We start from the raw sequence: 24,338 nt of genomic DNA on the forward strand, positions 1-24,338 counted from the left end.
ACGTGGCGCGCGTCATGCCTTGGCTACGAATTCCAGCAGCGTCTTGTTGAGCCGCGCGACATGCGTCAGCGGCAGCCCGTGCGGCGCGTCCTCGAAAATCTCGAGCTGCGTGTGCGGGATCAGCGCAGCCGTCGCCTCTGCGGTCAGCGGCAGCGGCGCCGAGGCGTCCTTGTCGCCATGCACCAGCAAAGTCGGCACGGCGATCCGGCGCATATCGGCGCGAAAGTCGGTCTCGGCATTGGCGCGCGCCATCGCCATCGCGGCGAGCAGCGAGGTCTGGAGCATCAGCTCCTTGCCCCATTCGATCATTGCGGCCGAGGTCTCGGGCACGAAGAAGGGTCTGGCATTGGCGGCGATCCAGCCGGGGAAATCGGTCGCCAGCGGCGCGCGCAATGCGGCGAGCATCGCGGGGTCGATGCCATAGGGATTGTCGGCGGCCTTCATCAGGAAGGGCGTGATCGTCCCCACGAGCACCACCTTCGCGACGCCGCCGCCGTGCCGCGCGAAATAGCGCGCGACCTCGGTCCCGCCCATCGAATGCGCGACGAGCGTCACATCCTCGAGCCCCAGAGCCGCGATGACGCGCGCGAGATCGTCGGCGAGCGTGTCATGGCCGTAGTTCCGCCCCGGATCGGACGAGCGCCCATGCCCGCGCCGGTCATAGGCGACCGCACGCATCCCGGCCTCGGCGATCGCCGCCATCTGATAGCCCCAGAAATCCGAAGGGAGCGTCCAGCCGGCGAGGAACAGCACGGGCTTGCCGCTGCCCCAGTCGCGCACGAACAGCCGCGTGCCGTCGGCGGCGGTGACGTGGTCGGCCTTGCCCTTGGGCGCAGCCGCCGCGCTGCTGGTGCCGCCCATCGTCAGCCCGAGCGCACCCGCGCCGACGACCAGTTTGAAGGCTTCGCGTCTGTGCATGGGGTCCTCCTCGGCTTCGTCTCGCCGAGCGGACTACGCCCCCTGCTGAACCATTGCGATTACCCGCCAGGTAATGATCTTGCGTCGCGTGGTGGTACGCGCCGCGCGTACGTATGCGCGTTGCAATCGGACCGCCCGTCCTCCATTCCCATCATGGATATCCAAGGGGACGATCGTGAGCGTCAAAGTCGAGACATTGATCCTGTTCGGGGCGACGGGCGACCTTGCGCAGCGCATGCTCTTTCCCTCGCTCTACAATCTGCACCTCGACGGGCTGCTCGCCGATGAGCTGACCATAGTCGCCTCGGGCCGCTCGAAGATGGAACGCGATGCCGCGCACAAGCTGGTGCGCGCGGCGCTCTCCGACCATCTGCCCGCCGACCGCCTCGACGATGCCGCCGTCGCCGCCTTCCTCGATCGCATCGACTATTGCTCCATCGATGCCGGTGCGGGCACGGGTTATGACGATCTTGCGGCGCAGCTCGGCGACCGGCTCGGCCGCCCGATCGGCGCCTATCTCTCGACCCCGCCCTCGATGTTCGGGCCTATCGCGCAGGGTCTGAAAAGCGCGGGCATCGCCTGCACCGAATGCCGCATCGCGATGGAAAAACCGATCGGCCACGACCTCGCCTCGTCGCGCGATGTGAATGCCGAGGTCGGCGATGCCTTTGCCGAAGACCATGTGTTCCGCATCGACCATTATCTGGGCAAGGAAACCGTCCAGAACCTGCTCGCGCTGCGCTTCGCCAATATGCTCTTCGAGCCGCTGTGGAACGCGCAGGCGATCGACCATGTCCAGATCACCGTCGCCGAGACCGTCGGGCTGGAAGGTCGCGTCTCCTATTATGACGGTGTCGGCGCACTCAAGGACATGGTCCAGAACCATATGCTGCAGCTGCTCGCGATCATCGCGATGGAGCCGCCCGCCAGCGTCACCTCGACCGCAGTGCGCGACGAAAAGGTCAAATTGCTGCGCAGCCTTCGCCGCATGAAGGCTGAGGATGTGAAGACACACAGCGTGAAGGGCCAATATACCAGCGGCGCCGTCGGCGGCGCGGCGGTGACCGGCTATGCCGACGAGCTCGGCCAGCCGGCGAACACCGAGACGTTCGTGGCGATCAAGGCCTTCATCGACAATTGGCGCTGGAAGGGCGTGCCCTTTTACCTCCGCACCGGCAAGCGCATGCCCGAGCGCAAGTCCGAGGTGCTGATCCAGTTCAAGCCGGTGCCGCACAATATCTTCGCGCGCGTCGGCGCGCCGAAGCTCGACGCGAACAGCATGATCATCAACCTGCAGCCCGAGGAGAATATCCGGGTCAAGGTGATGGCGAAGCAGCCCGGGCTCGACCGCGACGGGGTGAAGCTCAAGGAAGTGACGATGGACGTCTCGCTCTCGCACAGCTTCGCCGGCGAGCGCCGCCGCATCGCCTATGAAAGGCTGCTGCTCGACTTCATCGAGGGCGACCAGACCCTGTTCGTGCGCCGCGATGAAGTGGAAGCGCAATGGCAGTGGATCGATTCGATCCGCGACGCCTGGGCCGCGGTCGACCTGACGCCGCAGAGCTACACCGCGGGCAGCTGGGGGCCGAGCGCATCGATCGCGCTGATCGAGCGCGACGGGGCGAGCTGGCATGATTGATCACGTATCGCGTTCCAAAACTCCGTTCGCCCTGAGCTTGTCGAAGGGCCGTCCTTTTTCCGTGGGCGTCGCAAGGAAGAACGGTCCTTCGACAAGCTCAGGACAAACGGTTTTGAGTTATGACTGATCTCCACCCCACCATCGCCGCCGTCACCGACCGGATCATCGCCCGCAGCGCACGGCGCCGCGCTGGCTATCTCGACCTAATGGACCGCCAGCGCGAGGCCGGCACCAACCGCGGCAATCTGTCGTGCGGCAATCTCGCGCACGGTTTCGCCGCGGCGGGCGACGACAAGCCCGCAATCCGTACCGGCGGCGCGATGAACATCGGCATCGTCACCAGCTACAACGACATGCTCTCGGCGCATCAGCCCTACGGCCGCTACCCCGAGCAGATCAAACTCTTCGCGCGCGAGGTGGGCGTCACGGCGCAGGTCGCGGGCGGCGTTCCGGCCATGTGCGATGGGGTGACGCAGGGGCAGGCGGGCATGGACCTGTCGCTGTTCAGCCGCGACAATATCGCGCAGGGCACGGTGATCGCGCTCAGCCACGCGATGTTCGAGAGCGCCTTGCTCCTCGGCATCTGCGACAAGATCGTCCCGGGCCTGCTGATCGGTGCGCTGCGCTTCGGCCATCTGCCGCAAATCCTGATCCCCGCCGGACCGATGCCCTCGGGCCTCGCGAACAAGGAAAAGCAGCGCATCCGCCAGCTCTATGCCGAGGGCAAGGCGACCCGCGACGAACTGCTCGAGGCCGAAGCGGCGAGCTATCACGGCGCGGGCACCTGCACCTTCTACGGCACCGCGAACTCGAACCAGATGATGATGGAGCTGATGGGGCTGCACATCCCCGGCAGCGCCTTCACCAACCCGGGCACCAAGCTGCGGCAGGAACTGACGCGTGCCGCGACACACCGGATCGCCGAAATCGGCTGGGACGGCGATGACTATCGCCCGCTCGCGCGCTGCATCGACGAAAAGGCGATCGTCAACGCCGCGATCGGCCTGCTCGCGACGGGCGGCTCGACCAATCATGCGATCCACCTGCCCGCGATCGCGCGCGCCGCGGGGATCGTCATCGACTGGCAGGATTTCGACGAGCTCAGCCACGCGGTGCCTTTGCTCGCGCGCGTCTATCCGAATGGTGCGGGCGACGTGAACAATTTCCATGCCGCGGGCGGGATCGGCTTTGTCGTCCGCGAACTGCTCGATGCGGGATTGCTCCACGGCGACGTGCTGACGGTCGGCGGCACGATGGCGGATTATGCCGCCGAACCCGTGCTGGTGGACGACGAACTCCATTGGCAAGCCGCTCCCGAGGAAAGCCGCGACGACACGATGCTGCGCCCCGTCGCCACCCCCTTCTCGCCCGACGGCGGCATGCGCCTGCTCGCGGGCAATCTCGGCCGCGCGATCATCAAGACGAGCGCGGTCGCCGAGGATCGCTGGACGATCGAGGCGCCGTGCCGGATCTTCGACGACCAGAACCAGGTGCTGACCGCATTCAAGGCGGGCGAACTCGACCGTGACGTCGTCGTCGTCGTGCGCTTCCAGGGCCCGCGTGCCAACGGCATGCCCGAACTGCACAAGCTGACCCCGGCATTGGGCGTGCTGCAGGACAAGGGCTTCCGCGTCGCCTTGCTCACCGACGGCCGCATGTCGGGCGCCAGCGGCAAGGTGCCCGCGGTGATCCACCTCTCGCCCGAAGCCTTGCCCGGTCCCAACGGCGTCAGCGGCCCGCTCGCCTATTTGCAGGATGGCGACATCGTTCGCGTCTGCGCGCGCAACGGCGAGGCGATTGCGCTCGTCGACGAAGCCATATGGGCGGCGCGCCCGCCTGCCGTCGCGCCGCCGCCCGCACTCGGTGTCGGCCGCGAACTGTTCGCGCTGTTCCGCCACCATGCCGACGAAGCCGAAAAGGGCGGCTCGGCGATCCTGGCGGCGATGGAAAGCGTCATCTAATTTCCGTCATCCCGGCGAAGGCCGGGATCTCGACGGTGCGTCGTAACGATAGCGTGAGATCCCGGCCTTCGCCGGGATGACGAAGGAAAAAGACTGAGACTATGACCGACAACAGCATCGACCAGATCATGGCGCTCGCGCCCGTCATCCCGGTGATCGTGATCGACCGCGTCGAGGATGCGGTGCCGATGGCCGAGGCGCTCGTCGCGGGCGGCCTGCCGGTGCTCGAGGTCACGCTGCGCACCCCCGCCGCGCTCGATGCGCTCACCGCCATGAAGGCGGTCAAGGGTGCCGTCGTCGGCGCGGGCACCGTGCTCAACCCCGCGATGCTCGGCGCGGCGATCCATGCCGGCGCCGAATTCATCGTCTCGCCCGGCCTCACCGACAATCTCGGCAAGGCCGCTGTCGCGAGCGGCATTCCCTTCCTGCCCGGCACCGCCAACGCCGGCGACATCATGCGCGGCATGGACCTGGGCCTCGATCGCTTCAAATTCTTCCCCGCGATGACCAGCGGCGGCATCCCAGCCTTGAAGGCGCTCGCGGGACCCTTTGGACAGGCGCGCTTCTGCCCGACCGGCGGCATCACGCTGGCGAGTGCGCCCGAGTGGCTCGCGCTCGACGCGGTGCTCTGCGTCGGCGGCAGCTGGGTGGTCCCCTCGGGCCCGCTCGACCCGGCCCGGATCGAGACATTGGCGCGCGAGGCGGCGGGGCTTTCGCGCCATTGATTAACCCCATTTTACCTGCCATCGTGCAGGGATAAGCGGCAATATAGCCGTCGGTGGGGAGATCGCTGTGCCACGACCGCAGCCGCATCTGGAAGAAGTTCTCGCGTCCGAACCCGGACCGCATATCGCCGCGCTCTTCGATTTCGACGGCACGATCATTTCGGGTTATTCCGCCACCGCGATGCTGCGCGAGAAATTCCAGCGCCGCGAAATGTCGGTCGAGGAAATCGCCGAGACCGCGCAGGTCGTCGCGCAGCACAGCCTGGGCACGATCGGCTTTTCGGGGCTGATGTCGGGCGCCGCCAAATTCATGAAGGGCGTCGAGGAGCAAAGCTTCATCGAATTCGGCGAGGAGCTCTACAAAAAGCATATCGCGCGCAAGATTTATCCCGAAACCCGCGCGATCATCGAGGCGCATCAGGCGAAGGGCCACCGCGTCGCGATCATCTCGTCGGCGACGATCTACCAGATCGAACCCACCGCCCGCGACCTCGGCATCAGCGACATCAAATGCTCCGCCTATGAAATCGAGGATGGCGTCTTCACCGGCGACATCATTCGCCCCTTGTGCTTCGGCGAGGGCAAGGTGCTGGCAGCGGAGGAACTTGCCGCCGAGTACGGCCTCGATCTCGACCAGAGCTTTTTCTACTCGGACAGCGACGACGATATCGAGTTGCTCGAACGCGTCGGCAAGCCGCGCCCGCTCAACCCCAATATGAAGCTCAAGGGCATCGCCGACGAGCGGGGCTGGCCGGTGCAGCGTTTCGCGAGCCGCGGCACGCCGTCATGGGTCGACTATACGCGCACCATTTACGCGACCGGCTCGCTCGTCGGCGCCTTTGCCGCGGGGCTGCCGATCTGGGCGCTGACGCGTTCGCAGCGCGAAGCGGCGAATTTTTCGATCGGGCTGTTCGGCGATTTCGCGACCGCGATCACCGGGGTAGAGCTGGAGGTCGAGGGCGAGAAGCATCTCTGGTCGTCGCGCCCGTGCGTCTTCATCTTCAACCATCAGAGCAAGGCCGACGTGATGATCCTCGCCAAGCTCATCCGCCGCGACATGGGCGGGGTGGGCAAGAAGGAGATCAAGGACATCCCCATCCTGGGAAAGCTGATGGAATGGGGCGGCACCGTCTTCGTCGACCGCGCCGACGGCAAGAGCGCGATCAAGGCGATGGAGCCGCTGGTCGATGCGATCAGGCAAGAGGGCAAGTCGATCTGCATCTCGCCCGAGGGTACGCGCAGCCTGACGCCAAAGCTGGAGCCGTTCAAGAAAGGCGCGTTCCACCTCGCGATGCAGGCGGGGGTGCCGATCGTCCCGATCGTGATCCACAACGCCACCGACGTCGCGCCCAAGAACGAGTTCGTGATGCGCCCCGCGACGGTGCGCGTCACCGTCCTGCCGCCGGTCGACACATCGGGGTGGTCGCCGCGGACGATCAACAATCATGTCCGCGACGTGCGCAACAGCTTCCTGCGCACGCTCGGCCAGCCCGAGGAGAGCGTGGCGGAGGCGGTCGCCACCGAACCCACACCCGAGGCGAAACCCGAAGCAGCGCCGAAGAAGGCTGCGCCCAAGAAATCCGCTGCCAAGAAAAAGCCGCCTGCGAAGAAGCCCGCGGCCCGCAAGGGAAAGACCAGCTAGACGGTGGCCGACGGTACGCCCCGCACCCCAATTGTGGCGGAGGACGCGGCCGAGCGGCTTTACATCATCGACGCGCGCCACAGTGTCGAGCGGCAGCTGCTTCTCGACTGGATCCACGCCACAGCGGGCGACGATACGCCGCAATGGGCGAGCCTCGCGATCGAGGACGACGACCATGCTTTGCCGGTCGAGATGCTGCGCGCGCGGCTCGCCGGGGCGCCGTCGCGGCAGGTCGTGCCGCTGCGCGTCGCGTGGCGCATCCCGGGCTTCGAACGCGACCGCGCGCTCAAATTCCGCCACCTGATCTTCGGCGACCCGCGCCACCCCGGCCCGCTCCGCTCGCGGCTGATCCTGCTCCGCGACCGCCGCCGCGCGCAGATCCTCGTCGGCGAGGCGGCCTCGCTCGATTCGCTGCGCGAGCGCTATTGCGCGCAGACCGGCGGCGGTGACGGCGAGGGGAGCGACAGCCCCGAATTCGCCGGCTTCGTCGCGCGACAGGCGGCGCTCGCGCTCGACGTCGCCGAACGCGGCATCCGCGGGACGCGCTACAAGGTGCCGCGCTTCGTCGCCGACGGCCTGCGCACCAGTCCGAAATTCCGCGCCGCGCTCGCCGACCTCGCCGAAGCGACGGGCCGCCCCGTCGCCGATTTGTTCCGCGAAGCGCGCCCGTTGATGAAAGAGGTCATCGCGCGCCCCTCGGCGCTCTTCCTCGATCTCCGCGCCCGGCTCGACCGCATGATGTTCGGCGGTTACGCGCCTGAAATGGAGGTCGACGCCGCCGAACTCGCGCGGCTGCGCGCGATCCTGCGCGAGCATCCGACCGCGATCCTGTTTACGCACAAGACCTATATCGACGGGGCGACCCCAAGCCGCCTGACCTATGAGAACGACATGCCGATGCTGCACAGCTTCGGCGGCGCCAATCTCGATTTCGCGGTCATGGGCGAGTTCTTCCGCCGCTCGGGGATGATCTTCATCCGCCGCAGTTTCCAGGACCAGCCGGTCTATAAACTGGTGCTGCGCCATTATATCGCCTGGCTGCTCGCCAAACGCTTTCCCTTGAGCTGGGCGTTCGAGGGGACGCGCTCGCGCCTCGGCAAGCTGATGCCGCCCAAATATGGCCTGATGAAATATGTCCTCGACGCCGCGCATGCGACGGGGACCAAGGGCGTGCATTTCGTGCCCTTCGTCACCAGCTTCGACCTGATCCTCGATGTCGAGGAATATGCCGCCGAACAGACCGGTCGCGTGAAAAAGGCCGAAAGCCTCGGCTGGTTCGTCGGCTATATGCGCAACCTCAAGAAGCCGTCGGGGCGCATACGGCTCGACATCGGCAAGCCGGTGGTGATCGAGGATGCGCCGGGCCCCGAGGACAAGCGCGCGCTCGAAAAGATCGCCTTCTCGGTCGCGGTCGAGGCCAATCGCGTCACGCCTTTGACCGTGTCGTCGGTGATGTGCCTGATCCTGCTCGGCACCGCGCCACGCGGCGCCACCGCCGCCGAACTGCTGATGACGATCGGTGCGCTCAAGGAGTGGGCGCGGGCGCGCGGCATCCGCCTCAGCAAGGAACTCGAAAGCGGCGACGATGCCGCCTTGTCCGTGACCGTCGATACGCTCGTCGAGAGCGGCCTGCTCACCCGCTACGAAGCGGGCAGCGAGAATGTCTATTCGATCGAGCCCGCGCGTCACCCGATGGCGAGCTATTATCGCAACATCATCGTCCATCACTTCCTCGACCGGGCGATGATCGAGATCGCGTTGTTCCAGCTGCGCGATGCCGACAGCGGCGATGCGACCGCCGCCTTCTGGGCGCATGTCGATCGCCTCCGAGATCTGTTCAAATTCGAATTTTTCTACCCGCCGCGCGACGAACATCATGAAGCGATCGCGGCCGAACTCGCGCGCATCGACCCGGCCTGGGAAAAGCGGCTCGCGAGCGGCGACCGCGGCGTCGCGCAGCTCATCCGCCGCTGCCAGCCGCTCGTCGGCCATGCGGTGCTGCTCTCCTTTGCCGAGGCCTATTCGGTGGTCGCCGACCTATTGTCGCGCGCGCGGCCGGGCGAGGCGGTCGACGAAAAGGCGCTCGAGGCCGCCGCGCTGGTCGAGGGCAAGCAGGCCTATCTGCTGCGCCGGATCAGCAGCGAGGCGGCGATCGGCAAATTGCTCTTTGCCAACGGCCTGTCGCTGATGCGCCATATGGGCCTCGCCGAGCCCGCGACTCCTGACATCCTCGCCGCGCGCCGCGCGCTGCTGATGGAACTGCGCGGCCTCGCCAACGTCATGGAATCGATGCGCCTGTCGACATTGGCGCTCGCGGACCGATTGCCGCCACCGGGAGAGTGACATGCTTAAACAGCTCAGCGCGCAGGACGCCCAGTTCCTCTACACCCAGACCGCGAACAATCTGACGCATATCATGGGGGTCTATATCTACGATCCCTCGACCGCGCCGGGCGGCTTCGTGCGCTTCAAGGACATCATTCGCCACGTCGAGAGCCGGGTCGACACCTCGCCTTTGTTCAAGCGCCGCCTCCACCGCCTGCCTTTCGACATGGACCATCCCTATTGGGTCGAGGACGAGCATTTCGATATCGAGGCGCATATGAGCCATGCGCGGCTGCCGGAGCCCGGCGACTGGCGGCAGTTCTGCATCGCGGTCGCGCGCTATTTCTCGAAGCCGATGGATATGAACCGCCCGCTGTGGGACATCTATATCATCGAGGGGCTCGACCGCATTCCGGGGATTCCCAAGGGCAGCTTCGCGATGCTCCACCGCGTCCACCACGCCGCGGTCGACGGCGCCTCGGGCGCGCACGCCTTCATCGCGATGAGCGACATCGATGCGCAGGGCACGCCTGCGATCCCCGAGCCGCCGCCGTCCGAAGACCTCGGTCGCGCGCCGTCGAGCGCCGAGACGTTGACCCGCGCCTGGTCGGCGTCGATGCAGTCGCCGGTGAAATTCGTCAACGCGCTGCTCAAGGTCTCGCCCGCGATCGTCGCCTCGGCGCGCAAGTCGATGGCCGAGGGCGGGATGACCGCCGGCGTCCCCGAAACGCGCTTCAACGCGCCCGTCGGCCCGCACAAGATGTTCGACGCGACGACGGTCGCGCTCGCCGACGTCGCCGCGATCCGTAAGAAGGTGGCAGGCGCGACGGTCAACGACGTCGTGCTGACCACCGTCGGCGGCGCGCTGCGCAAATATCTGGAGAAACACAAGGAGCTGCCGAAGGAGAGCCTGGTCGCGGTCGCGCCGATCAACCTCCGCGGCAAAGAGAAAGGCGCGGGCAAGGCGAGTACGCCGGGCAACCAGGTGTCGGCGATGAGCGTGCCGATCCGCACCGACATCGCCGATCCGCTCGACCGGCTCGCGGCGATCCGCGACTATACGGTCGAGGCGAAGGAGGCCAAGGCGGGCGTCAGCGCGCGGATCATGACCGACCTGTCGCAGCATATCCCGGGCGCGACGATGGCCGCGGTCGCGCGCATCCTGACCAGCGAGCGTTTCGCGGTGCGCGGCACCAATCTCTTCATCTCCAACGTGCCGGGGGCGCAAGTGCCGCTCTATCTCGCGGGGGCGCAGTTGGTGCAGCAGCACGGCATGGCGCCGCTCGCGAACAATATGGGGCTGTTCATCGCGACGCCGAGCTATAACGGCCGCATCGCCTTCTCGATCATCGGCGAGCGCGCGATCATGCCCGACATCGCCTTTTTCCGCGAGTGTATCGACGAAAGTTTCGCCGACCTGATGGCCGCCGAGCCCAAGCCCGAAAAGCTCGCACCCAAGCCCAAAGCCGCTACGGCAAAGCCGAAAACCGCCGCGAAGCCGAAGCCTGCGGCGATGGCTCCGGCCAAAAGCGGGACGGCGCCGGCGAGCAAAACCAAACGGAAACCGGTTGCCAAAGGCAACGCAACCCGCAAGACTCAGAAAAAATAAACCATGTCTTGCAGGACGACCGCATGCTCTTCACCCCGACGCTCAGCGCCGACCGCGATCTCGTGACCGCGTCCGATTACGCCGCCTGGTCGAAGGCCGCGCGCGAGCATGACCGGAAATCGGGGATGCAGGCGTGGCGCGACGCCGACGAGAGCAAGCATTTCGATTATAAGGCGATCCGCGCCCGGCTGGAGCGGCTGCGCGCGCTGTCGGCGGCGGGCGACGTCAAGGGGCTGCTCTTCGTGCTCAACGAGGGCATCCACGGCAACATCGACGGCATGGGGCACGAGCGCCTCTATGCGAAGGCGCGCTTCGGCACCAAGACGCTGATCGAGGATTATGTCGCCGAGGTGGTGGCGGCGCTCGACAGGATCGCGACGTCGCGCAGCATCGGCCGCGAGGAAAAGCGCGACTTCTTCCGCCGCGCCCAGCATTGCTACGGCCGCTCGGCGCTGCTGCTCTCGGGCTCGGGCAGCTTCCTTTTCTTCCACATCGGCGTCGTAAAAGCCTTGTGGGAAGAGGGCGTCCTGCCCGCGATCATGTCGGGCGCCAGCGGCGGATCGATCGTCGCCGCGGTGGTGTGCACGCGCAAGAATGCCGACATCGGCGCCTTCCTTGCCAGCGACCGCCTCGCCAACCCGGCGCGCAGCCCCGACACGCGGCGCCTCGCCCCCGACGAAGTGCGCGACCGGCTCGCCGACCTGATCCCCGACCTGACCTTCCAGGAGGCCTATGAGGTCAGCGGCCGCCATCTGAACGTCTCGGTCGCGCCCGCCGAAAAGCATCAGAACGGTCGGCTGCTCAATGCGATCACCGCGCCCAATGTGCTGATCCGCGAGGCGGTGCTCGCCTCCTGCGCGGTGCCCGGGGTCTTCCCGCCGGTCATGCTGATGGCGCGCGACGACAGCGGCGCGCGCGTGCCCTACCAGCCCGACCGGCGCTGGGTCGACGGGTCGGTGACGCACGATATCCCGACCAAAAGGCTCGAACGCCTGTACGGCGTCAACCACCATATCGTCAGCCAGGCGAACCCGATCGCGCTGCCCTTCGCGAGCGACACGCGCAAGCAGATGGCACCGATCGAGGCCATTCAACACGCGTCCATGGCGACCTTCAAGGCGTGGCTCAACGCCAATATGGTCATCTTCCAGAAGCCGCTCGAATGGGTTCCCCCGATCAACAGCATTGCCAATCTGGCGCGCTCGGTGATCAACCAGGAATATACCGGCGACATCAACATCATCCGCCCGCCCAAATTCTGGTCGCCGACCAAGATATTGTCGGACCTGGCGCAGGAAGATATCGACGAGCTGATCGACACCGGCCAGCGCACCGCCTGGCCCAGGGTCGAGATGGTGCGCACCCAGACCGCGATCAGCCGCGCGCTCGAAGGCATATTGGCGAAGCTCGACAAGGCCGGCGACGACGGCCCGGGGCATCGCAGCGCCGCGCTCAAAAAGGCGGTGCGCTGACGATGGCGACCGGCGTGCTCGTGCTGCCGCAGGGTTCGGCGGCGGCGGGCGCCGCGCTACACGTGACGCATTGGCTGCCCGAAGGACTGCCCAAGGCGGTCGTCCTGCTCGCCCACGGCTATGCCGAACATGCCGGGCGCTACACCCATGTCGCCAAACGGCTGACCGACGCGGGCTATGCCGTCTATGCGATCGACCATTGGGGGCATGGCAGGTCCGACGGCACGCCGGGTTTCGTGCCGCGCTTTACCGCCTTCACCGACGGCCTGGCCGAGCTCTTGACGCTCGTCGAGGTCAATCATGGCGACACCCCGCGGCTGCTGCTTGGGCACAGCATGGGCGGGCTGATTTCGACTTTGTTCCTGATCGAGCGCCAGTCGGCCTTCGTTGCCGCGGCGATGTCGGGCCCCGCGATCGTACCCGGCGCTCCGCCCTCGCGCTTCACAATCTGGATCAGTCGCTTCCTCTCGCGCTTCTTCCCGCGCCTCGGCGTGCTCGCGCTCGACGCCAACGGGGTGAGCCGCGATCCCGCGGTGGTCGCCGCCTATCTCGCCGACCCGCTCGTCTACACCGGCAAGATCGGCGCGCGGCTCGGCAAGGAGTTCATGGACGCCATGGCCGCCGCGCAGGCGGGCGCCCCGCGGATCACGCTGCCGATCCTGCTCCAGCACGGCGAAAAGGACAGCCTCGCTGCGGTCGCGGGGTCGCAATATCTGTTCGACCATGTCGGATCGGCCGACAAGATTCTCAAAATCTATCCCGGCCTGTTCCACGAAATATACAACGAGCCCGAACAGGATGCGGTGCTGGGCGATCTGGTCGCCTGGTTTGACGCGCATGTCGGGCGGTGAGCCCACCCCAAATCCCGTTCGTGTCGAGCGGATTGAGAGGACAGTCTTAAACTCATGCGTATCCTCCTCGTCCTGATCTTTGCGCCGCTAATCTCGCTGGCGCTGCTCTATTTCCTCTTCCCCGGCCGCCTCGTCGCGCTGGGCCGCTGGATGCTGCGCAAGCGCGGCGGCACCGTGCAGAAAAGCGTCACCGTCGACGGCCGCGACTGGCCCTACCTCGAGGGCGGCGATCCTTCGAAACCCTTGCTGCTGCTTGTCCACGGCTTTGCGGGCGACAAGGATAATTGGTCGATGATCGCGCCCTATCTCACGCGCGACTATCATGTCATCGCGCCCGACCTGCCGGGCTTCGGGCAGAACGAGCGCAACCCCGAGCTCGCCTATGACATCGCGGCGCAGACCGCGCGGCTCAAGCAGTTCGCCGACGCGCTAAGGCTGGAACGCCCGCACGTCGCGGGCAATTCGATGGGCGGCTGGATCGCGCTGCGCTACGCGCTCGACTATCCCGATGCGCTCGCCAGCCTGACCCTGCTCAACAACGCCGGGGTCAATGGCGCGAACGAGAGCGACCTCCAGAAGCAGGCCGCGAACGAGGATTATAATCCGTTGGTGCTGGCGAACCTCGAGGATGCCGACCGGCTGGTCGCGATGGTCGTGCACAAGCCGCCCTATCTGCCCAAGCGGCTGAAGCCCGTCTTTTACGCCGATGCGCTCAAATATCGCGACCAGCTCGACGCCATCTTCTGGATCATCGCGAACGAAGGCCGCGATCATCCGCTCAACGACCGGTTGGGTGAGGTCAAGGCGCCGACCCTGATCATCTGGGGCCGCCACGACCGGTTGCTCGACGTCAGCTGCGTCCCCGTGCTCGAAGCCGGCATCGCGGGGAGCCAGAGCCATATCTTCGAACATGTCGGCCACGTCCCGATGATCGAGGACCCCAAGGCGACCGCCGCGGTGATGAAGGGCTTTCTTGCCAAGCACTAAATCCTCCCTGTCGCGTAGCGATGGGGGGGGGGACCGCCCGAAGGGTGGCGGAGGGGCCAGCGACGTTGCGGCATAGCCCCTCCGTCAGCCCTGCGGGCTGCCACCTCCCCATGGCTTCGCCACAGGGAGGATCGTAAACTTGCCAAGCACTGATTGTGCCGCCACTCTCCCCCAAAACACGGGAGAGGTTCATGCGTCTGAAGGTCGGCCTGCTCGGCGGGGGCAGCTGGGGTACGACGGTGGCGGCGGTGGTGTCGCGCAACGCGCCGATCACCCTGTGGGCGCGCGATGCCGAGACCGTCGAGGGCATCAACGGCGCGCGCGAGAACAAGAAATATCTCCCCGGCATCACATTGCCGTCGGCGCTGCGCGCCACCAACGACATGGCCGCGGTCGTCGCCGGCGCCGACGTCCTCGTCATGGGCGTCCCCTCGCACAGCTTCCGCGGCGTGCTCGAGGAGGCGAAGGCGCATCTCCGCCCCTGGGTCCCCGTCATCAGCCTGACCAAGGGCCTCGAACTTTCCTCGGGCAAGCGCATGACCGAGCTGATCGAGGAAGTGCTGCCCGGCCATCCCGTCGGCGTGCTCACCGGCCCGAACTTGGCGCGCGAGATCATGACGGGGCAGGCGGCGGCGAGCGTGCTGTCGATGGAGGACGAGATCGTCGTCCGCGCGCTCCAGCCGGTGTTCCACTCCGGCCTGTTCCGCGTCTACACCAACACCGACCTGCTCGGCTGCGAACTCGGCGGCGTGCTCAAGAATATCATCGCGATCGCGGTCGGCATGGGCGACGGGCTCGGCGCGGGCGACAACACCCGCTCGGCGCTGATGACGCGCGGGCTCGCCGAAATCACGCGGCTTGGGGTGGCCATGGGCGGGCGCGCCGAGACCTTCGCGGGGCTCACCGGCATGGGCGACCTCATCGCGACCTGCACCAGTCCGCTCTCGCGCAACCGCCACGTCGGGGTCGAACTCGGCAAGGGGCGCAAGATCGACGACATCATCGCGGGCATGAACATGGTCGCCGAGGGGGTGAAGAGCGCGCCGACGGTGATCGCGCTCGCCGAAAAACACGGGCTAGCGATGCCGATCGCGCAGGACGTCTATGACGTGACGCAAGGCAAGCGCGACGCGCAGGAAGTGTTCCGCGGGCTGCTCCGCTCGTCGGTCGGGGACGAAGCGCACCCCGGTTGAGGCGATTCCGCCGCCAGACGTTCCGAATCTCCGTCGAACCGGGAAGAAATCGGTCCGCTGGCTCGTTCTTCCCTGCGACCCGCATCATCCGGGCGTGTTTATCAGGAGATGGACGATGAAAAAGTGGACCATCCTGGCAGTCTGCCTGGCTCTCCCCGCCAGCGCCCTTGCCGCAGTTCCTTATGGTTCGATGCCGCCGGGCTTCGACGCGCCGCCTGTCCGCGCCAAGCCGATCGCGGGCGTCTACAACCAATATTGGTATAATTATAAAACCGACATTCTGGAGGCCGAGAAGGAGCTGATCAGTGACCTTCGCCACGCGACCGACCGCGAAGACCGCTGGGACGCGTGGGACGAATGGACCGTCGAGGTCGTCGACGCCGACAAGGATTATGTGAAGGAAATGCGCAAGAAGGGCTACCGCAGCGGCCGCGTGACGGTCGGCGGCTGAGCCGTTCCACAAGTTCCCCGGAGGACACTTCCGGGTCGCAAGGGAAGGGCGGGTGTCACATGGGGCGCCCGCCCTTTCTCGTTGTGTCAATAACTCCGCGGCATGCCCAGCACATGCTCCGCCACGTAGGAGAGGATCATGTTCGTGCTGATCGGCGCGACCTGATAGAGGCGCGTTTCGCGGAATTTGCGTTCGATGTCGTACTCGGCGGCGAAGCCGAAACCGCCGTGCGTCTGGATGCACGCCTCGCCCGCGGCCCAGCTCGCCTCGGCGGCGAGCATCTTCGCCATATTGGCCTCGGCTCCCGCATTGTCGCCCGCTTCATATTTGGCGATTCCGTCATGGACGAGCAATTCGGCCGCACGCATCTGGGCATAAGCGCGCGCGATCGGGAATTGCACGCCTTGGTTCTGCCCGATGGGGCGCCCGAACAGCACGCGTTCCTTGGCGTATGCACTCGCCTTCTCGATGAACCACTTGGCATCGCCGATGCATTCGGCGGCGATCAGCAGCCGTTCGGCGTTCATGCCCGACAAAATGTAGCGGAAACCCTTGCCCTCCTCGCCTATCAAATTCGCGGCGGGGATGCGCATATTGTCGAAGAAGATTTCGGTCGTCGCATGGTTCATCATCGTGTCGATCGGCCGGATCGACAGCGTGCCCGCGGCGAGCGCTTCCTTCATGTCGACGAGGAAGACCGACAGGCCCTCGGTGCGGCTCGCCGCCTGCTCGCGCGGCGTGGTGCGCGCGAGCAGGATCATCAGGTCGCTATGCTCGGCGCGGCTGGTCCACAGCTTCTGGCCGTTGACGACATATTCGTCGCCGTCCATTTTCGCGACGGTCTTCAGGCTCAGCGTATCGGTCCCGCTCGTCGGTTCGGTGACCCCGAAGGCCTGCAGCCGCAGCTCGCCGGTCGCGACGCGCGGCAGGTAGCGCGCCTTCTGCTCCTCCGAGCCGTGGCGCAGCACCGTGCCCATCACATACATTTGTGCGTGCACCGCGCCGCCGTTGCAGCCCTGGCGCTGGATTTCCTCAAGGATCGCGGCGGCGGCCGAGAGGGGCAGGCCGGCGCCGCCATATTCCTCGGGGATCAAGGCGGCGAGATAGCCCGCCTCGCCGAGTGCGGCGACGAACTCGCTCGGATATTCGCGCGCCCGGTCCTTGGCCTGCCAATAGGGGCCCGGAAACTGCGTGCAGAGCTTGGCGACTTCTTCGCGGATGGCGGTATAATCCTGGGTCATGCCTGGTGAACTAGTCCCTTGTCGATGAGCGCGGCGATCGCACCGCTGGAAAGCCCCAGCCGCTCGGCGAGCACCGCCTCGCTATGCGCGCCGTTGCGCGGGGCGGGGGCGGGCGGCTGGCGGTCGGCCTGCGGGATGGTCGCAAAGGCGCCCGCGGCGGGATAGGCGAAGCCGCTGGGGTTATCCGCCGCGCCAAAGATCGGGTTGTCCGCGACCAGCGCGGGGTCGTTCGCGGCGTCGAGCATCGTGCGATAGGGCGAATGGACGATTCCGCCCGCGTCGAAGGCGGCGGCAAGGTCGGCATGATCGCGCGCGGCGATCGCCTTCTCGAACAACGGATAGAGCGCGTCGCGATGATCGAAACGCAGCCCGTCGTCCTTGGCGAAGGACACGCCGCGCGCCGCCTCGATCGTGGCGACTGCCTGACCAAGGTCCAATGCGGTAATGAGGTTCGCCCATTGGCGCGGCGTGACCACGACGATCATCGTGCGTTCCCCGTCGCGCGTCACGAAGTCGCGCCCGAACAGGCCATAGACGGCGTTGCCCAGCCGCGGGCGGTTCGCTCCGCCGTACATCACCTCGGCGATGCCGCCCAGATTGGCGACGGTGCCGATCGCGATGTCGGACAGCGGCAGGCGTATCTCGCCGCCTTCGCCGGTCGCGGCGCGGCGCTGGATCGCCGCCATCAGCGCGAAGGCGGCATAGGCCCCGGTCAGCAGGTCCCAGGCGGGCAGGACATGGTTGACCGGCTCGGGGCCATTGCCGGTGAGCATCGGATAACCGACCGCATTGTTCACCGTATAATCGAGCGCGGGCGAGCCGTCGGCCCAGCCCATCACGCGTATGGTGACCAGGTCGGGGCGACCCTCCGCGAGCACCTCATGCGACAGGAAGCCGCCGACGGGGAAGTTGGTGACGAACTGGCCCGTCGCGCGCACCAGCGCCTGCAGCAGTTCGCGCCCCTCGGGTCGGCCGAGGTCGAGCGCGACCGACTTTTTCGCGCGGTTGAGATTTTCCCAATAGAGGGAATCATTGTTGTCGGTCACCGGCCAGCGCCGGAAATCGGGACCACCGCCGATCTGGTCGACGCGGATCACCTCCGCCCCCATCTGCGCGAGATAAAGCCCCGCGGTCGGCGACGCGACGAACGAAGAGGCCTCTATGACCGACAGATCGGGGAGGAGGTTATACATCAGGCATCCGCGCGGCCGATGATCGCGATCGACGAGACATTCTGGTTCGGCATGCCGCCCAGATTGTGGCTGAGCGCGAACACCGGATTGTCCTGCCGCTGGCGCTCGCCCGCACGGCCCAAAATCTGGAGATAATTTTCGTAAATCATGCGCAGCCCCGACGCGCCGATCGGGTGGCCGAAACATTTGAGCCCGCCGTCGATCTGGCACGGGATCGCCCCGTCGCTATCGTAGAAGCCGTCGAGCACGTCGCGCCAGCCCTCGCCTTCCTTCGAGATATGGAGATCCTCCATCGTCACCAGTTCGGTGACCGAGAAGCAATCATGCACCTCGATCAGGCTCAGTTGCGCGCGCGGATCGGTAATCCCCGCTTCGTCATAGGCCTTGGTCGCGGCGACACGCGTTGTGTGGAAATAGCTGCCATTCCACCCCTGCGCTTGCATTTCCCAGCCGTTCGAGGTCGCGAGTTGCAGCGCTTTGACCGTCACGATGTCGGTCTTGCCCAATGCGCGGGCGATTTCGGGCGTGGTGACGATCGCGCAGGCGGCGCCGTCGCTGACCCCGCAGCAATCGAACAGCCCGAGCGGCTCGGCGATCATCGGCGCGTTCAGCACCTGATCCATCGTCACCGCTTTCTGCAGATGCGCCTTGGGGTTCTTCGCGCCATTGGCGTGGCTCTTGACCGAGACATGCGCCATCGCGCGTTTCAGGTCGTCCTTTCCGACGCCGTGCACGCCACGATAGGCGCTGGCGAGCTGGGCGAAATTGCCCGGCGCCGACCCGGTGATCCCGACCATGTCGTGCGTCGTGCCGCGCGTGCGGACGGGCAGGCCGCCATAGCCGGTGTCCTTGAGCTTCTCCGCCCCCATCGCGAGCGCGATGTCGCAGGCGCCCGAGGCGACGGCATAGACCGCGCCGCGAAAGCTTTCGGTGCCGCTGGCGCAATAATTTTCGACCTTGGTGACGCCGATGTCGGGCAGCCGCAGCGCGACCGCGAGCGGGATGCCGCTCGGCCCGATATTCTGCGCGTCGAACGCGGCGCCGAGCCAGGCGGCGTCGATCTGGCTCGCCTCGATCCCGGCGTCGGCCATCGCCTCCTCATAGGCCTCGAGCATCAGCTGGTCCTCGTCCTTGTCCCAGCGTTCGCCGAACTTGGCGCAGCCCATGCCCAAAATGGCGACCTTGTCGCGGATACCCTTGGCCATCTTTACCTCCATTCCTCCCTTCTCCCCTTGCGGGAGAAGGATACGGAGCCTTGCGCCGAAGGCGCTAGGCGCAGTTGGATGAGGGGGCCTGCGAGCCCTTGGCTCGCGCGGTCGCGTGCGACCGCAACCCCTCACCCAGCTTCGACTAGGCAGCAAGCTGCCAAGCCTTCGCAACCCTCTCCCGCAAGGGGAGAGGGGTATATTAGAAAGCCGGCGCGGCTTTCCAGAAATAGCGCCGAAACCCGCGATTCTCGTCAAACGCCTTGATCCGGAACATCATCCGCAAATCGGCGCCGACGTCGAGCGCGTCGCCCGCGAAATCGGTGAATTCGGCCATCATCCGCCCGCCGCCGACAAAGTCGATATTGCCATAATAGCTCGGCGGGTCGGGCGAGTAGGTGAGCGCGTCGGCGGTCCAGGTCATCACCTTCGCCGGCACCTCGGCGAGCGGATGATCCTCCTGCGTGCCGACCGCATGGTCGTTGGCGTTGACGCTGACCTCGCTCTTCGGAAATTGCACCGTGCCGGTCTTGGTGCAGCGCCCGCCGACGAGGCCGAGCACCGCCTTGCGGTTGCGCCACAGCGCGGTCAGCGCGGTCTTGCTGTCATGCTCGGCGCGCGCGCCGCGGTCGAGCTCGAGCAGCCCGCGGTGGAAGAGATATTTGGCGTAATTGCTCGATTCGATCCGCCGCGCGAGCCAGCCCGAGACGCCGAGCCGAGGTTTCACCGACCCGATCGCGCCGGTGACCTCGAACAGCAGCAGGTCGCAGCCCTGGCCGAAGCTCGCGAGCAGGATGCGCTCGCCCGCCTTCGCCTTTTCGAGCGCCGCGGCGAGCATCACCAGCGCATGCGCCGCACCCGCATGGCCGAGACTCGCACCCAGCGTGTCGGCAACCGCGCCCTCGCCGATCCCCGCCTTTTTCGCGAGCATCTCGGGCACGCCCTTGACCGCGACGGGGACGAGCAAATGGTCGATCGCGCCGCCCTCGATGCCCGCCTTCTTGAGCAGCTCCGCGATCGCGGGGTTCATGATGCGCGCGAAGCCCTCGTCGCGCACCCAGCGAGCTTCCCAGTCATAGTCGTGCGCTTCGCCCGCCTCGCGGAAATGGTCGACGAAATCGAGCGTGACGCTGTGGCTGGCGACGAGCGTCGCGATCGGTGTGCCGGTGCCGACCAGGATCGCTGCGGCGGCATCGCCGCTCGTCATCTCGCGTTCGGATGCGGGCTTGGGCGTGGTGATTTCCGTCGCCGTGACCAGCGTCGTCTCGTTTCCGCCCAGCGCGGCGAGCAGTGCCGAGGTCGCGGCGCGTTGCGATCCCGCCACATCGAGCGCGCCGACCGCATCGGGCAGGTTCAGCGCCTCCTTGACGATGCCGGCATTCTGGCGGTCGGCGAAGGGCAGCGTGGTCGAGGCGATGGCGACGCGCTGCACGCGCGTGCGGTCGATGCCGTCGAGCGCATCGCGCGCGGCTTCGAGCGCCATGGTGACGCTGTCCTCGTCCCAATTGGCGACCGCCTTCTCGCCCTTGGCGAGCCCGCGCAGGCCGCCCGCGAACCAGCCGTTCGTCGCATGGATGGCGCTGCGCTGCAGCCGGGTGATCGGCACATAGGCGCCAAAGGACAGGATTCCGAACTCGCTCATGCCGTCTCCGCATAGCCGTTGGTAAAGACAATCTTGTCGCGCTCGACGACGCGGGCGCGGAAGGCGAGCTTGCCACCTTCCTCATCCCAGATCGAGGTCTCGATCGTTTCGCCGGGATAGACCGGCGACGAAAAGCGGCCGTCGATGCGCTTCAACCGCGCGGGCTCATTGCCGCAGCGCGCCGCGAGCAGCGCGCGGCCGATCACGCCATAGGTCGCGAGCCCGTGCAGGATCGGCGCCTCGAAGCCTCCCGTCCTGGCGACATCGGGGTCGATGTGCAGCGGGTTGAGGTCGCCCGACAGGCGGTAAATCTGCGCCTGATTCGTCGCCGTCTCCAGCGTCACCACCGTATCGGGGGCGCGGTCGGGGACGGCGTGGGGAACCGGTGCGCCCTCGGCCGGGCCGCCGAAGCCGCCGTCGCCGCGCAGGAAGGTCATCGAGCGCGAGGTGGCGAGATGCGTGCCCGCACCGTCGTGGATATCGCGCGTGACCATCGCGAGCGCGCCCTTGTCGGCGCCTTTGTCGTAAAGCGCCTCGATTACCGTCGACCCGACGATCTCGCCCTCGACCGGCAGCGGGGCGTGGAGGATCGTCGACTGTTCGCCGTGGAGCACTTTCTGCCAATTGGCGCCGAGCGCCGGATCGCGCCAGATGAAGCCAGGATAGCCCAGCGTCACCGCCATGGTCGGCAGCGCCTTCAGCCGCTCCTCGAACAGGAACTCGAGCTCGCTCGCCCCGATGCCGAGCGCGTAGAGAATCGTATCGCGGCGGGTGAGCGTCTGCCGCGTGACGATCGGCGGCATGGAGAGGAGTTTAGCCGCGTCGATCGCCATCAAATCCTCCCCGCTTGCGGGGAGGGGGACCGCCGCGAAGCGGTGGTGGGGGGGGGCTGCGTCCTTGAGCGACGTTGGCGGGCCACGACAGCCCCCTCCGTCAGCCGCTTCGCGTCTGCCACCTCCCCGCAAGCGGGGAGGATTTTCTCAAATCGGATCATAACCGAACACATCCCCCGACCGTTCGGCCGGATCGGCAAAGCTCCCCCGAAATGCCGGCAGCATCTCCTCGGCGATCGCCTGCGCAGTCCAGCCTTCGCTCTTCTGCATCGACCGGATCGGCCGCGGCTTGGAAAACAGGAAAATCTCGTTCTTGCGCACCCCGAACACCTGGTTCGACACTTCCTGCGACGCGTCGCTCGCAAGGAAGGCCACCAAAGGCGCAATCTTGTCGGCGGTCATCGTCTTCATGCGCTCGATGCGCAGCGCTTCGGCCTCGTTGGTCGCGGGGATCGTCGCGATCAGGCGGCTCCATGCGAAGGGCGCGATGCAGTTCGAGCGCACCCCGGCGCGCGCCATGTCGAGCGCGATCGACTGCGACAGCCCGACGATGCCCAGCTTCGCCGCCGAATAATTGGCCTGCCCGAAATTGCCGATCAGCCCGCTGGTCGAGGTGAAATGGATGAAGCTGCCCGACTGCTGGTCGCGAAAATAGGGCGTCGCCGCCTTCGACACGTTGAAGCAGCCGTTGAGGTGCACGTCGATCACCGCGTTCCAATCCTCGTGGCTCATCTTGTGCCAGATGCGGTCGCGCAGGATGCCGGCGTTGTTAACCACCGCGTCGATGCGGCCGAAGCTCTGCACCGCATCCTCGATGATGCTCGCCGCGCCCTTGGGGTCCGAGACGCTGGCGCCGTTCGCCAGCGCCTTGCCGCCGGCGGCCTTGATGTCGTTCACGGTTTCCTGTGCGGGGCTGAGATCGGCGCCTTCGCCCTCGGCGCTGCCGCCCAGATCGTTGACGACGACCGCCGCGCCTTCCCTGGCGCAGAGCAATGCGATTTCGCGCCCGACGCCGCGTCCCGCGCCCGTCACCGCGACCACCTTGCCGTCCAGCATGCCCATGCGACTCTCCCTCGGATGAATTGCGATCCGGCTAGTTGAGCTTTTCGCGATATTCAATATAAAGAATATCGTTTTTATATTTGTGAAAAGGTCGCGCATGGCGGGGGAAGTGAGATCGGTATCGCAGGCCTTTGCGGTGCTGCGCCTGCTCGCCGAGCGCGACCCGATGAGCTTGTCCGACATCGGCCGCGCGCTCGGGCTCGGCGCCTCCTCATGCTTCAACCTGCTCGGCACGCTCGTCGCCGAGGGCGCGGTGGTGCGCGAGGCGCCGGGCAAGCGTTACCGCCTCGCCGACGGCTGGGCGCGCTCGGGGCTGCTGCGCGACGGCGATGCGCGGCGGATGATCGACCGGCTGCGTCCGCTGATGACGCGCTTTGCGCAGGAGCATGGCGTGACCGCGGGGCTGTGGCAGGTCGCTGCGAAGGACCGGCTGCAACTCGTCGCGCACGCCGAGAGCAATGCGGTGCTGCGCATCCACCTCGCGCAGGGGCAGCGCCAGCCGCTCGGCGGAGGCGCGGTCGGGCGCGCGATCGCCGCGGCGCAGACAGTGGACGAGGCGGAGATAGCGCGACGCTTTGCCGGCGTGCGCTGGGAGAAGCCGGTCAGCTTCGCCGATTATGCCGCGCAGGTTGGGCTCGCCGCGCAGGCGGGCTATGCGCTCGACGAGGGGCATACCCATATCGGCATCTGGACGCTCGCCGCGGTGGTGCCGGGCCGCGGCGCCGAATATTGCGCCTCGGCGAGCTTCTTCGCGGGATCGCGCGGCGCCGCCGAGGTCGCGGCACTCGGCCGGGCGCTCGTCGAGCTGGCGGCGTCGGTCGAGGGTTAGAACCCCGCTTCGCCCAGCAGCGCCTTCGCTTCCGCGCCCTCCCAGTCGATCGCGCCGATCACGCGCCACACTTCGCGCCCTTCGGCGTCGTAGAGGATGCTCGTCGGCAGCGCGCTGTTATAGACGTCGAGCAGGTGGTTGTCGGGATCGAGATAGGGCTCGAGCGCCGCGAGCTTCGCCTTGGCGAACCACGGATCGACCACCGCCGCGCCCTGCAAATCCTGCGCGACCGCGACCACCGCCAGTCTGTCCTTCTGCGCCGCAGCCAGCTTGTCGAGCGTCGGCATCTCGGCGACGCACGGCGCGCACCAGGTCGCCCACAGATTGACCAGCAACGCCTTGCCGCGAAACGCCGCCAGCGTCACCGGCGCATCGTCGGGTCCAGTGAAGCTTGCCGTGGGCACGGGCTTGCCCGCTTCGGTGCGGATCACCTGATGCTTGAAGGTCTCGACCCCCGCCTTGGCTTCGGAAGCCGAAATATTTGCTTGGCCGGCCCCGGGTTGCTCCCCGCCAGCCTTTTGCCTATCGCAGCCCGCGATCGATCCGGCCAGCAGCAGCGC

Annotated in this window: 20 protein-coding genes; 12 read left to right on the forward strand and 8 right to left on the reverse strand. The window is 66.7% G+C overall.

All coding sequences use genetic code 11. The annotated features are described in order from the left end of the window. Positions 1–12: 12 nt before the first annotated feature. Positions 13–918, reverse strand: a complete 906-nt coding sequence (locus BWQ93_RS18995) for an alpha/beta fold hydrolase (protein WP_232314672.1) — start codon at positions 916–918, stop codon at positions 13–15. A gap of 175 nt (positions 919–1,093) precedes the next feature. Between BWQ93_RS18995 and zwf the strand changes: the two genes are divergently transcribed. From zwf to BWQ93_RS19050, 11 genes are all read left to right on the forward strand, one after another. Next, a complete protein-coding gene (gene zwf / locus BWQ93_RS19000; protein WP_077031849.1) occupies positions 1,094–2,557 on the forward strand; it encodes a glucose-6-phosphate dehydrogenase in 1,464 nt (487 codons plus the stop codon). A 119-nt stretch (positions 2,558–2,676) separates the two neighbouring features. Next, positions 2,677–4,518, forward strand: coding sequence for a phosphogluconate dehydratase (gene edd, locus BWQ93_RS19005; protein WP_077031850.1), 1,842 nt, complete (start codon positions 2,677–2,679; stop codon positions 4,516–4,518). A gap of 101 nt (positions 4,519–4,619) precedes the next feature. Continuing rightward, entirely contained in the window at positions 4,620–5,243 is a 624-nt protein-coding gene (eda, locus tag BWQ93_RS19010) for a bifunctional 4-hydroxy-2-oxoglutarate aldolase/2-dehydro-3-deoxy-phosphogluconate aldolase (RefSeq protein WP_077031851.1), read from the forward strand. 67 nt (positions 5,244–5,310) lie between these two features. Next, positions 5,311–6,885 (forward strand): HAD-IB family hydrolase, encoded by a 1,575-nt coding sequence (locus BWQ93_RS19015; RefSeq protein WP_232314673.1) that lies wholly within the window; start codon positions 5,311–5,313, stop codon positions 6,883–6,885. 3 nt (positions 6,886–6,888) lie between these two features. Then, positions 6,889–9,228, forward strand: coding sequence for a glycerol-3-phosphate 1-O-acyltransferase (locus BWQ93_RS19020; RefSeq protein WP_077031853.1), 2,340 nt, complete (start codon positions 6,889–6,891; stop codon positions 9,226–9,228). Between the two features lies 1 nt (position 9,229). Continuing rightward, a complete protein-coding gene (locus BWQ93_RS19025) occupies positions 9,230–10,819 on the forward strand; it encodes a wax ester/triacylglycerol synthase family O-acyltransferase (protein ID WP_077031854.1) in 1,590 nt (529 codons plus the stop codon). Between the two features lie 8 nt (positions 10,820–10,827). Continuing rightward, positions 10,828–12,291: a DUF3336 domain-containing protein gene (locus BWQ93_RS19030; protein ID WP_232314674.1), complete on the forward strand. Its 1,464-nt coding sequence runs from the start codon at positions 10,828–10,830 to the stop codon at positions 12,289–12,291. Positions 12,292–12,293: 2 nt separating this feature from the next. Next, on the forward strand, positions 12,294–13,142 hold the full coding sequence (locus tag BWQ93_RS19035) for an alpha/beta hydrolase (RefSeq protein WP_077031855.1): 849 nt from the start codon (positions 12,294–12,296) through the stop codon (positions 13,140–13,142). A 54-nt stretch (positions 13,143–13,196) separates the two neighbouring features. Next, on the forward strand, positions 13,197–14,129 hold the full coding sequence (locus tag BWQ93_RS19040) for an alpha/beta fold hydrolase (protein ID WP_077031856.1): 933 nt from the start codon (positions 13,197–13,199) through the stop codon (positions 14,127–14,129). 191 nt (positions 14,130–14,320) lie between these two features. Beyond that, a complete protein-coding gene (locus tag BWQ93_RS19045; RefSeq protein WP_077031857.1) occupies positions 14,321–15,322 on the forward strand; it encodes an NAD(P)H-dependent glycerol-3-phosphate dehydrogenase in 1,002 nt (333 codons plus the stop codon). Between the two features lie 115 nt (positions 15,323–15,437). Further along, a complete protein-coding gene (locus BWQ93_RS19050; protein ID WP_077031858.1) occupies positions 15,438–15,773 on the forward strand; it encodes a hypothetical protein in 336 nt (111 codons plus the stop codon). 86 nt (positions 15,774–15,859) lie between these two features. Here the strand turns inward: BWQ93_RS19050 and BWQ93_RS19055 are convergent, their stop codons facing one another. The 6 genes from BWQ93_RS19055 to BWQ93_RS19080 form a co-directional block, all read right to left on the reverse strand. After that, positions 15,860–17,014, reverse strand: a complete 1,155-nt coding sequence (locus tag BWQ93_RS19055; RefSeq protein WP_077031859.1) for an acyl-CoA dehydrogenase family protein — start codon at positions 17,012–17,014, stop codon at positions 15,860–15,862. Next, on the reverse strand, positions 17,011–18,207 hold the full coding sequence (locus BWQ93_RS19060) for a CoA transferase (RefSeq protein ID WP_077031860.1): 1,197 nt from the start codon (positions 18,205–18,207) through the stop codon (positions 17,011–17,013). Before BWQ93_RS19060 ends, BWQ93_RS19055 begins: the two co-directional genes overlap by 4 nt. Further along, positions 18,207–19,412: an acetyl-CoA acetyltransferase gene (locus BWQ93_RS19065; RefSeq protein ID WP_077032551.1), complete on the reverse strand. Its 1,206-nt coding sequence runs from the start codon at positions 19,410–19,412 to the stop codon at positions 18,207–18,209. The genes BWQ93_RS19060 and BWQ93_RS19065 overlap by 1 nt, the downstream gene beginning before the upstream one ends. A 202-nt stretch (positions 19,413–19,614) precedes the next feature. Then, a complete protein-coding gene (locus BWQ93_RS19070; RefSeq protein WP_077031861.1) occupies positions 19,615–21,054 on the reverse strand; it encodes a 3-oxoacyl-[acyl-carrier-protein] synthase III C-terminal domain-containing protein in 1,440 nt (479 codons plus the stop codon). Then, positions 21,051–21,887 carry a MaoC family dehydratase gene (locus tag BWQ93_RS19075; RefSeq protein ID WP_077031862.1) on the reverse strand — a complete coding sequence of 279 codons (837 nt, stop codon included), beginning with the start codon at positions 21,885–21,887 and terminating at the stop codon, positions 21,051–21,053. Before BWQ93_RS19075 ends, BWQ93_RS19070 begins: the two co-directional genes overlap by 4 nt. A gap of 147 nt (positions 21,888–22,034) precedes the next feature. Then, positions 22,035–22,949, reverse strand: coding sequence for an SDR family NAD(P)-dependent oxidoreductase (locus tag BWQ93_RS19080; protein ID WP_443029352.1), 915 nt, complete (start codon positions 22,947–22,949; stop codon positions 22,035–22,037). Positions 22,950–23,058: 109 nt separating this feature from the next. Between BWQ93_RS19080 and BWQ93_RS19085 the strand changes: the two genes are divergently transcribed. After that, on the forward strand, positions 23,059–23,778 hold the full coding sequence (locus BWQ93_RS19085; protein WP_198040427.1) for an IclR family transcriptional regulator: 720 nt from the start codon (positions 23,059–23,061) through the stop codon (positions 23,776–23,778). Here the strand turns inward: BWQ93_RS19085 and BWQ93_RS19090 are convergent. Then, entirely contained in the window at positions 23,775–24,209 is a 435-nt protein-coding gene (locus BWQ93_RS19090; protein WP_335694113.1) for a TlpA family protein disulfide reductase, read from the reverse strand. The two genes, BWQ93_RS19085 and BWQ93_RS19090, sit on opposite strands and share 4 nt — an antisense overlap. Positions 24,210–24,338: the final 129 nt, after the last annotated feature.

The organism is Sphingopyxis sp. QXT-31 (assembly GCF_001984035.1).
Taxonomy (GTDB): Bacteria; Pseudomonadota; Alphaproteobacteria; order Sphingomonadales; family Sphingomonadaceae; genus Sphingopyxis.